Origin of the sequence: Xanthomonas sp. SHU 308, from assembly GCF_000364645.1 — a bacterium.
Lineage (GTDB): Bacteria > Pseudomonadota > Gammaproteobacteria > Xanthomonadales > Xanthomonadaceae > Xanthomonas_A > Xanthomonas_A sontii.
Genome location: NZ_AQOK01000649.1, coordinates 1 through 9,692 on the forward strand (window position 1 = coordinate 1; position 9,692 = coordinate 9,692).

A 9,692-nucleotide genomic window follows, 5' to 3' on the forward strand; every position below is an offset into this window, starting at 1 on the left:
GGCGGTGTCGCTGGCGCTGGTCACCATCGCCTTCGCCAGCGCCTCGCTGGATGCGGCCGGCAAGCTGGCGCTGTCGCCGGGCATGGGCCGGCTGGCGTTGATCGCCGCCAACGTCTACGTGGTCTTCTTCAACATGTCCTGGGGCCCGGTGATGTGGGTGATGCTGGGCGAGATGTTCCCCAACCAGATCCGCGGCTCCGGCCTGGCGGTGGCCGGCGCGGCGCAGTGGATGTCCAACTTCGCCATCACCGTTACCTTCCCGGTCCTGCTCGGCAGCATCGGCCTGGCCGGCGCCTACGGCATCTACACCGTCGCCGCGTTCCTGTCGGTGTTCTTCGTGCTGCGCTACGTGTACGAGACCAAGGGCAAGGAACTGGAACAGATGCAGGGCTGAGGCCGATACGCACGCGCGTGCTGCGCGCGTGCCATCGCTGGATCGGTGTGTCTGTAGCCCGGCGGCTGAAGGTATTGCCGGATCGGTGGTGGCGCTGCGCGTGTCGTACCCTCACCCCAACCCCTCTCCCGGTGGGAGAGGGGCTCCGGTGGGAGAGGGGCTTTGGCCTTTACCTTCTCCCGCCGGGACCATGGCCTCCTTTTCGGGGGAAGGTGCCCCGCAGGGGCGGATGAGGGTCTGGGCGAATCCTTGTGAGCAGATCCGCGCAGCCCATAGGGATTCATTGATTCCTGAGGTGTGCGAAGGGCGGTCCCATCGGTGTGCGCTTGTTGTGTTACTTTATAACAATTGTCACTCCGCCTTGCTTGCCGTCCCTCGCTCCCTCGCTCCCTTGCCGCTCCCGTCGATCCGATGAACCTGCAGATCTCCCCGCCGTTGCCCGATGTCGCCGCCGACGAACCTTCGCAGATCGCCGCTCCCCTGAACTGGGTGGGCATGGACGGCATCGCGCTGCCGATCTGCCTGGAGGCGGGCCAGGGCGCGATGCCCGCTCACGTGCCGGCGCAGGCCGCGCTCGCCGTCGACCTGCCGTCGGCGCAGGTCAAGGGCATTCATATGTCGCGGCTGTACCGCCTGCTCGACGAGTGCGCGCAGCAGCCGCTGTCGCCGTCGCGGCTGTCGCAGTTGCTGCGGGCGATGGTGCATAGCCACGCCGACTGCGCCTCGACCGCGGCGCGGGTGTCGCTGCGCTTGGAACTGCTGCGTCGCAGCCCGGCACTGCGCAGCCCGGAACTGGCCGGATGGCGGGCGTATCCGCTGCGGATCGACGCCGAGCTGCGTGGCGGCGTGGTCCGGCTCGGACTCGGCGTGGATCTGCTGTATTCCTCGACCTGCCCGTGTTCGGCGGCGCTGGCGCGGCAACTGCTCAGCGAGGCCTTCGTGCAGCAGCACCCGGAACAGGCCTCGCTATCGCGGGAGGCGGTGGCGGACTGGCTGCTCCGGCACGGCAGTCACGCCACCCCGCATAGCCAGCGCAGCGTGGCCTCGGTGCGGGTCGGCGTGTCGGTGCGCGCGGTGCGCTTCGACGCGGAGGGCGTGATCGCGCTGGCCGAGCAGGCCCTGGCCACGCCGGTGCAGGCGGCGGTGCGGCGCGCCGACGAACAGGCGTTCGCGCGCCGCAACGGCGAGAACCTGATGTACGTGGAGGACGCCGCGCGCCGCCTGCAGCAGGCGCTGGGTGCGCGCTACGCCGAGGTGCAGGTACAGGTGCGGCATCTGGAGAGCCTGCATGCGCACGATGCGGTGGCGGAGACCGCATCGGCGCCGGTGGCGGTCATGGCCGGGGAGGCCGCCCCTGACTTGGCGCAGGCCTGACCGCGGCCTGCGGATGGTCGGTACGTGCGCACTGATGCCGACCGGATCGCGCACGTCGCCCGGGCCACCTCGGCGTTCCGGGTATGCTTGGGTCGGCGTGCCGGCGTCTGCAGCCGTCTGGCCGAGGGCGATCGACACCCGCGCAACCAGGAATGAGACGCGTCGGGCCGTGGCCGGCGCCGAAACGCAAAAAACCCCGCCAAGGCGGGGTTTTTGCTGTGTCGCGCTGCAGCCGAGGCGAGGATGGCGCTCCCTAGGGGACTCGAACCCCTGTTTTAGCCTTGAGAGGGCCACGTCCTAACCACTAGACGAAGGGAGCGTTGGTCGCGTCGATTGCAGCGCGCTAGTATATGGGTCTCGCCGCCCTTCGGCAATCCCGCAACCCGATACGGAAGCGCCATCATCAATCCGCCAGTTCCATCGCCATTCACCCTGCGCGCGATCCCGCGCGATCAGCACCCCATCTCGCGCAAGGACATCAGCCCCAACGCCCTGCGCGTGCTGTACCGGCTGCGCGAGGCCGGCTTCGGCGCGTATCTGGTCGGCGGCGCGGTCCGCGATCTGCTGGTCCAGGTCCAGCCCAAGGACTTCGACGTCGCCACCGACGCCACCCCCGAGCAGGTCAAGCAGTTATTCCGCAACTGCCGCCTGATCGGCCGCCGCTTCCGCCTGGCGCACGTGGTCTACGGCCGCGAGATCATCGAGGTCGCCACCTTCCGCGCCAATGTCGACGACGGCAGCGGCGACCGCGAGGTGGACAACGGCCGCCTGGTCCGCGACAACGTCTACGGCAGCATCGAGGACGATGCGGTGCGCCGCGACTTCACCTGCAACGCCTTGTACTACGCCATCGAGGACTTCTCGGTGCGCGACTATGTCGGCGGCTTCGAGGATGTGCAGGCGCGGCTGATGAAGCTGATCGGCGACCCCGAGCAGCGCTACCGGGAAGACCCGGTGCGCATGCTGCGTGCGGTACGCCTGGCGGCCAAGCTCGATTTCGAGATCGAGGCCGGCACCGCCGAGCCGATCCCGCGGCTGGCCGGGCTGCTGGCCGAGGCCGCGCCGGCGCGGCTGTTCGAGGAAGTGCTCAAGCTGTTCCTGTCCGGCCATGGCGTGGCCAGCTTCGAGGGCCTGGAGCGGCACGGCCTGCTCGCCGCGCTGTTCCCGGAGAGCGCGGCGGCGCTGCGCTCCAACCGCAGCGGCGCGCTGCGGCGGATGCTGATCGAGGGCCTGCGCAACACCGACAACCGCGTCGCCAACGACGAGCCGGTGTCGCCGGCGTTCCTGTTCGCGCTGCTGCTGTGGCCGGCCTACTGTCGCGCGCTGATGACCCTGCAGAAGCAGGGCATGCAGATGGAGGAGGCGCAACGCCGCGCCGCCGACCGGGTGACCTTGCACCAACTCAGCACCGTGGCGCTGCCGCGGCGTTTCTCGCTGCCGATGCAGGAGATCTGGCTGCTGCAGTCGCGTTTCACCTCGCGCCAGCGCAAGCGGGTAGTGCGCACGCTGTCGCATCCGCGCTTCCGCGCCGCGTTCGATTTCCTGATCGTGCGCCAGTCCGCGTCGGACGAGCACGCGGCCGACATCGCCTATTGGCGCGAACTGCAGCAGCAGCCCGGCTACGCGCCGCCGCCGCGCGGCTTCGATCCGGAGGTGGACTACGCCGGCGACGAGCTTGCGTTCGCGCCGCCGGCCGACAGCGAAGAGACCCCCAAGCGCCGCCGGCGCCGGCGCCGCCGCCCGGACGCCGCCACGCCCGTCGAGTGAGCGCCGCGACACCGGCGCCCGTCCAGGCCTGCATCGGCCTGGGCGGCAACCTCGGCGACGCCCAGGCGACCTTGCGCGCGGCCCTGGCCGCGCTCGACACCCTGCCGCAGACCCGCCTGCTGCGTGCTTCGCAGTTGTACCGCAGCCCGGCCTGGGGCCGCGAGGACCAGCCGGACTTCATCAACGCCGCGGCGCTGGTGACCACCACGCTGCCGGCGCCGGACCTGCTGCAGGCGCTGCTCGACCTGGAACACCGCCACGGCCGCCAGCGCCTGCCCGGCGAGCGTTGGGGCCCGCGTACGCTGGACCTGGATCTGCTGCTGTATGCCGAGGCGGTGATCGACCTGCCGGGGTTGCAGGTGCCGCACCCGTTCCTGCACCAGCGTGCGTTCGTGCTGCTGCCGCTGGCCGAGATCGCCGCCGACGCGGTCATTCCGGGCCATGGAACGGTGCGTGACGCACGCGACCGCATCGAAACCGGCGGGATCGTGCCAATCGGTAGATAATGCTCGGCTCATTACCGCAGCACATGAGCTTATGAGCAGTCACGCCGACAGCAAGCCCTGGACCGTTCCCGCCCTGGCCGAGGCCAAGCGCCGCCAGCAGAAGCTGGTGATGCTGACCGCCTACGACGCCGGCTTCGCGCGAACCTTCGACGCCAACGGCGTGGACCTGATCCTGATCGGCGATTCGCTGGGCATGGTGGTGCAGGGCCACGATTCGACCCTGCCGGTGAGCGTGGACGACATCGCCTACCACACCGCCGCGGTGGCGCGTGTGCTGCAACGCGCGCTGCTGGTGGCCGACCTGCCGTTCCAGTCCGATGCCACCCCCGAGCGCGCGCTGGACGCGTCGACCCGGCTGCTGCAGGCGGGCGCGGAGATGGTCAAGCTGGAGGGCGCCGGCCACAAGCTGGAGGTGATCCGCTTCCTCAGCGAACGCGACATCCCGGTGTGCTCGCACCTGGGCCTGACCCCGCAGTCGGTGCTGACCTTCGGCGGCTACAAGATTCAGGGCCGCGAAGAGGCCGCCGCGGCCAAACTGCTCGCCGACGCCAAGGCGGTCGCCGCGGCCGGCGCCGCGCTGCTGGTACTGGAATGCGTGCCGTCGCCGCTGGCCGCGCGCATCACCGCCGAGATCGACATCCCCACCATCGGCATCGGCGCCGGTCCGGACTGCGATGGCCAGGTGCTGGTGATGCACGACTTCCTCGGCCTGGACAGCGGCCACCGCCGCCCGCGCTTCGTCAAGGATTTCCTGGCCGAAGGCGGTTCCATCGCCGGTGCCGCACGCGCCTACGCCGACGCGGTCCGCGCCGGCACCTTCCCCGACGCCGAACACGCCTACGCCAAATGATCGAGACCGTCACCGACCTGGCGCGACTGCGCGCCATCGTTTCCGGCTGGAAGCGGCAGGGCCTGCGCGTGGCCTTCGTGCCGACCATGGGCAACCTGCATGCCGGGCATTTCTCGCTGGTGATGCTGGCGCGGCAATACGCCGACCGCGTGGTCTCCAGCGTCTTCGTCAATCCGACCCAGTTCGGCCCGAACGAGGACTTCACCCGCTACCCGCGCACGCCCGAGGCCGACACCAGCGGCCTGGAAGGCGCCGGCTGCGACGTGCTGTGGCTGCCGACGGTGGAGAGCATGTATCCGCTGGGCGTGGAGCTGGCGCTGCGCATGCACACTCCGGGCGTCAGCGAGGTGCTGGAAGGCGCCTGCCGGCCCGGCCATTTCGACGGCGTGTGCACCGTGGTCGCGCGCCTGTTCAACCAGGTGCAGCCGGACCTGGCCGCGTTCGGCAAGAAGGACTACCAGCAACTGGCGGTGATCCGGCAGATGGTGGCCGACCTGGCGTTCCCGATCGAGATCCTGGGCGGCGGCATCGTGCGCGAGGCTGACGGCCTGGCGATGAGCTCGCGCAACCAGTACCTGTCGGCGGAGGAGCGGCCGCGCGCGGCGCAGATCCACCGCACCCTGCGGGCGATGCGCGACGGTCACCTGGCTGGGCGCCCGCGCGCCGAGGTGGAGGCGGCGGCGACCGCGCAGCTGCAGGCGGCCGGTTTCGAGGTCGACTACAGCGTGCTGCGCACGCCCGACCTGAGCGAGCCGCAGGATGGCACCGGCCCGCGCGTGGCGCTGATCGCCGCGCGCCTGGGCCGCACCCGTCTGATCGACAACCTGGAATTCTGAGCGCGGCAGGCCGCGGCACCTTCATCGTAGCAGCGGCTTCAGCCGCGACCGGGCTTTCCCGCGATCGCCGGTCGCGGCTGAAGCCGCTCCTGCGACGGTTTGAGGCCGCCTCTCGCCACCGCCACCTAACCCTCGCTGCTAAACTGCGCGTCTTTCCTGACCGCAGTCCCGTGCCATGCAACTGAGCCTGTTGAAGACCAAGATCCACCGCGCCACCGTCACCCATTCCGAGCTGAACTACGAAGGCTCGATCGCCATCGACGGGCTGCTGCTGGACGCGACCGGCATCCGCGAATTCGAGCAGGTGCACATCTGGGACGTCACCAACGGCGCGCGCTTCAGCACCTATGCGATCCGTGCCGACGAGGGCAGCGGCATCATCTCGCTCAACGGCGGCGCCGCGCGCCACGTGCAGGTCGGCGACCTGATCATCATCGCCGCCTTCGCCGGCATGAGCGAAGAGGAAGCCGCGCGCTTCCAGCCGACCCTGGTCTATGTGGACGGCGCCAACAAGATCACCCACACCAACCACAGCATCCCAAAGCAGGCCGCATGACACAGTCCACCGGTTTCGACGCACTGCATTCCCACGCCCAGCGCCTGCGCGGGGCGCGCCTTCCCGACCTGCTGGCGGCCGAACCCGGCCGTGCCGAGACGTTGGCGTTGCAGGTCGGACCGCTGTACTTCAATTTCGCCCGGCAGAAATACGACCGCGCTGCGCTCGACGCGCTGCTGGCGCTGGCGGCCGACCACGACCTGGCCGGCGCCTTCCAGCGCCTGTTCCGTGGCGAGACGGTCAACGTCACCGAAGGCCGCGCCGCGCTGCACACCGCGCTGCGCGGCAACCTCACCGACGCACCAGTGGCCAGCCAGGCCCACGCCAGCGCCCGCGAGGTGCAGCAGCGCATGCGCGCGCTGATCGACGCTCTGGCGCAGACCGAGGTCACCGATATCGTCAGCGTCGGCATCGGCGGCTCCGATCTCGGCCCGCGCCTGGTCGCCGACGCGCTGCGTCCGGTCACCGGCGCGCGCTTCCGCGTGCACTTCGTCTCCAACGTGGACGGCGCGGCGATGCAGCGCACCCTGGCCACGCTGGACCCGGCGCGTACCGCCGGCGTGCTGATCTCCAAGACCTTCGGCACCCAGGAAACCCTGCTCAACGGCCAGATCCTGCGCGACTGGCTGGGCGGCAGCGAGCGCCTGTACGCGGTCAGCGCCAACCCCGAGCGCGCCGCCAAGGCCTTCGACATCGCTGCCGGCCGCGTGCTGCCGATGTGGGACTGGGTCGGCGGCCGCTATTCGCTGTGGTCGGCGGTGGGCTTCCCGATCGCGCTGGCGATCGGCGCCGACGCCTTCGAACAGCTGCTGGAAGGCGCCGCGCAGTTCGACGAGCACGCCCTGAACGCGCCGCTGGAGCGCAACGTGGCCGTGCTGCATGGCCTGACCACGCTGTGGAACCGCAACCTGCTCGGCTACGCGACGCAGGCGGTGATGACCTACGACCAGCGCCTGGCGCTGCTGCCGGCCTACCTGCAGCAGTTGGTGATGGAGAGCCTGGGCAAGCGCGTGCGCCTGGACGGCAGCCCGGTCGAGGCCGACACCGTGCCGGTGTGGTGGGGCGGCGCCGGCACCGACGTGCAGCACAGCTTCTTCCAGGCGCTGCACCAGGGCACCAGCATCGTGCCGGCCGACTTCATCGGCTGCATCCGCAACGACGACCCGTACACCGTCAACCACCAGGCGCTGCTGGCCAACCTGCTGGCGCAGACCGAAGCGCTGGCGAACGGGCAGGGCAGCGACGATCCGGCCCGCGACTATCCCGGCGGCCGCCCGAGCACGTTGATCCTGCTCGACGCGCTGACCCCGCAGGCGCTGGGCGCGCTGATCGCGATGTACGAGCACAGCGTGTACGTGCAGTCGGTGGTCTGGGGCATCAACGCCTTCGACCAGTTCGGCGTGGAACTGGGCAAGCAGCTGGCGAGCCAGTTGCTGCCGGCGCTGCAGGGCCAGTCCACCGAGATCGCCGACCCGGTGACGCGCGCGGTGCTGGCGCGGTTGCAGGGCTGACGCGAAGCAGCCTCCGATCGCGCGAGCTTGAGCGGCTCGCGCGATCGGTCGCCACGCTGCATACCGCGCCCTAGACCTCGTCCAGGCGCAGCCCGACCGGGTCGCCAGTGAGATAGCCCACCGCGGCGCCGTAGCGGTCCTTGTAGTTGGCTCGGACCAGCGGATCCAACTGCGCCTTGACCTTGTCGTGCAGCGGGCTTTCCCAGTCGCCGGGGTGCTGGAAGTTGCTCATCACGTAGGTCCAGCCGTGGATTTCGTCGACCGCGTGCAGGCCGGTGGATTCGGCCCCGGCCGGCACCGACAGCAGACGCGACAGCTTGCCGGTGTCGACGTTGTAGGCCCACAGGAAGTTGTTCACGTGCATGGCGCTGTCCTCGCCGATGAACAGCGTGCGCAGGCGTTGCGAGAACTTGATGTTGTCCGGATTGGCGATGCGCTCCGGGTCGGCCAGATTGCCCAGCGCGTCGGCCGCTGGCAGGTCGCGGCCGGTCAGCGCGGGCGGCGCGCTCATCGACACCGGTACCCAGTCGCTGCGGATCGGCTGGCCGAGATGGTCGCGCTGGCCGCCGCGCAATGGCAGCGCATAGATCGCGCCGGCGGTCGGGCCTTGCACGCGGATGTCGCCGGAGCCATCGAGCATGCTGCCCTGGATGTAGGACATCGCCGAGTAGGCGATGCGATCGCGCGTGTCGACCGTGGTGCCTTCCATCTTGGTGAAGCCCAGGCTGCCGCCGACCAGCGCGGCGTAGCGGTGGGTTTCCAGGAAGGCGGCGGCCTGTTCCATGCCCGGGCGCAGCCGCACCCAGTTGAAGCCGCCGCTGTAGGGAATGCGGGTGTAGCTGGGGTCGCCCGGATCGCGCGTGGCCACGTCCATGATGTCGCCGATGCGCAGCACGTCTGCCATCGCTTCGATCTCGTCGCTGCTGGCGTGGCCCAGGCGGATCCAGTCCAGGGTGGCCGCGCCGGGGCCGCTGGCCGAGCGCTGCCGCCACTTCGCCACGTACAGAGTGCCGCTGGACAGGTCGCACTCGCGGTCGGCGACAAACAGGAACAGGCCGCCGTTGCTGGCGTCGTCGCCCATCAGCACGGTGCGCCGGTCCGGCATCACCTGCACCAGTTCGTGCGAGATGCGGCCCAGGCAGTAGTGCTTGCGGATGCTGCCGCTGCCGTCGGCGTGCACGGTCACTTCCGGCAGGTGCCCGTAGTGATACGGATTGGCGCGCGTGGCGTCGCCGTAGAGGTGTTCGCTGAAGCGCTGGAACTGGGTGTTGCCGGCGATGCTGGCGGCATCGGGTTCGTACTCCTCGCTGGACAGGTGCGTGTTCCAGGGCGAGAGGCTGGCGCCGCAGGTGGTCCACAGGCCGTGCACCGCCGAGGTGTCGACGTTGTGGTACTTGACCAGACGCAGGTGGCCGCTGCGCGGGTCCTGGTCCAGGGTCAGCACCGCGATCGGCGCCGGCAGCTGGCGATAGGTGCCGTTGCCGGCGAGATCGCGCGTGGTGTACTCGAACTGCACCACCGCGAACACCGTATTGCCGCGTACGCCGGGCACGTGCGCGTGCGGCAGGGTCAGCAGCGACGAGCCGTCGGGACAATCCGAGAAGAACGGCCGTTCGCTGCCGGGGACCGAGCGGTCCAGAATCGGCCGGTTGTGGATGTCGTAGTAGCCGCCGGCCAGCACGGTGCCGCCGGCGCCGTCGGGGACCTGGTCGCCGGTCAGGAAGAACGGGCGGTAGGCCAGGGCGTACCGCTGGCGGCTGCCATCGTGCAGGATCACATCGACGTGCGAGCGCACGCTGGTGGTGGCCATCGCCGCCGGCTCGGCCAGCGAAGGCGCCGCCATGCCGTCGAAGCTGACCGCGCGCACGCGCGGCCGTGGCGGGCGGCCTGGCCGCGGC

The 9,692-nt window shown here is 70.1% G+C and carries 9 protein-coding genes and 1 tRNA gene; 8 read left to right on the top strand and 2 right to left on the bottom strand.

What is annotated here, in order from left to right; translation table 11 throughout:
- Together D588_RS25290 and folE2 are read left to right on the top strand one after the other, a co-directional pair.
- Window positions 1–394, top strand: a 394-nt coding sequence (locus D588_RS25290) for an MFS transporter (RefSeq protein ID WP_043085813.1), incomplete at its 5' end; no start/stop codon positions are given.
- Window positions 395–817: 423 nt separating this feature from the next.
- The gene (folE2, locus tag D588_RS0118045) at window positions 818–1,768 is read left to right on the top strand and encodes a GTP cyclohydrolase FolE2 (protein WP_026143853.1); all 951 of its coding nucleotides are present in this window, start codon (window positions 818–820) and stop codon (window positions 1,766–1,768) included.
- Window positions 1,769–2,012: 244 nt separating this feature from the next.
- Here the strand turns inward: folE2 and D588_RS0118050 are convergent.
- Window positions 2,013–2,087 (bottom strand) — tRNA-Glu (locus tag D588_RS0118050).
- A 29-nt stretch (window positions 2,088–2,116) separates the two neighbouring features.
- Between D588_RS0118050 and pcnB the strand changes: the two genes are divergently transcribed.
- From pcnB to pgi, 6 genes are all read left to right on the top strand, one after another.
- The gene (gene pcnB, locus D588_RS0118055) at window positions 2,117–3,535 is read left to right on the top strand and encodes a polynucleotide adenylyltransferase PcnB (RefSeq protein WP_026143854.1); all 1,419 of its coding nucleotides are present in this window, start codon (window positions 2,117–2,119) and stop codon (window positions 3,533–3,535) included.
- A complete protein-coding gene (folK, locus tag D588_RS0118060) occupies window positions 3,532–4,041 on the top strand; it encodes a 2-amino-4-hydroxy-6-hydroxymethyldihydropteridine diphosphokinase (RefSeq protein ID WP_017916970.1) in 510 nt (169 codons plus the stop codon). Before pcnB ends, folK begins: the two co-directional genes overlap by 4 nt.
- A 31-nt stretch (window positions 4,042–4,072) precedes the next feature.
- A complete protein-coding gene (gene panB, locus D588_RS0118065) occupies window positions 4,073–4,891 on the top strand; it encodes a 3-methyl-2-oxobutanoate hydroxymethyltransferase (protein WP_017916971.1) in 819 nt (272 codons plus the stop codon).
- A complete protein-coding gene (gene panC / locus D588_RS0118070; protein WP_017911689.1) occupies window positions 4,888–5,727 on the top strand; it encodes a pantoate--beta-alanine ligase in 840 nt (279 codons plus the stop codon). Before panB ends, panC begins: the two co-directional genes overlap by 4 nt.
- 175 nt (window positions 5,728–5,902) lie before the next feature.
- Complete coding sequence (gene panD, locus D588_RS0118075; protein WP_017916972.1) at window positions 5,903–6,283, top strand: aspartate 1-decarboxylase; 381 nt, start codon at window positions 5,903–5,905, stop codon at window positions 6,281–6,283.
- Window positions 6,280–7,794, top strand: a complete 1,515-nt coding sequence (pgi, locus tag D588_RS0118080) for a glucose-6-phosphate isomerase (protein WP_017916973.1) — start codon at window positions 6,280–6,282, stop codon at window positions 7,792–7,794. The genes panD and pgi overlap by 4 nt, the downstream gene beginning before the upstream one ends.
- Window positions 7,795–7,864: 70 nt before the next feature.
- Here the strand turns inward: pgi and D588_RS0118085 are convergent.
- Window positions 7,865–9,692, bottom strand: a 1,828-nt coding sequence (locus D588_RS0118085) for an alkaline phosphatase PhoX (protein ID WP_026143855.1), incomplete at its 5' end; no start/stop codon positions are given.

Excerpts from the sequence above, each read along its gene's own strand:
- panB (WP_017916971.1), top strand. The coding sequence starts at position 4,073 with ATGAGCAGTCACGCCGACAGCAAGCCCTGGACCGTTCCCGCCCTGGCC.
- panC (WP_017911689.1), top strand. The coding sequence starts at position 4,888 with ATGATCGAGACCGTCACCGACCTGGCGCGACTGCGCGCCATCGTTTCC.
- panD (WP_017916972.1), top strand. The coding sequence starts at position 5,903 with ATGCAACTGAGCCTGTTGAAGACCAAGATCCACCGCGCCACCGTCACC.
- pgi (WP_017916973.1), top strand. The coding sequence starts at position 6,280 with ATGACACAGTCCACCGGTTTCGACGCACTGCATTCCCACGCCCAGCGC.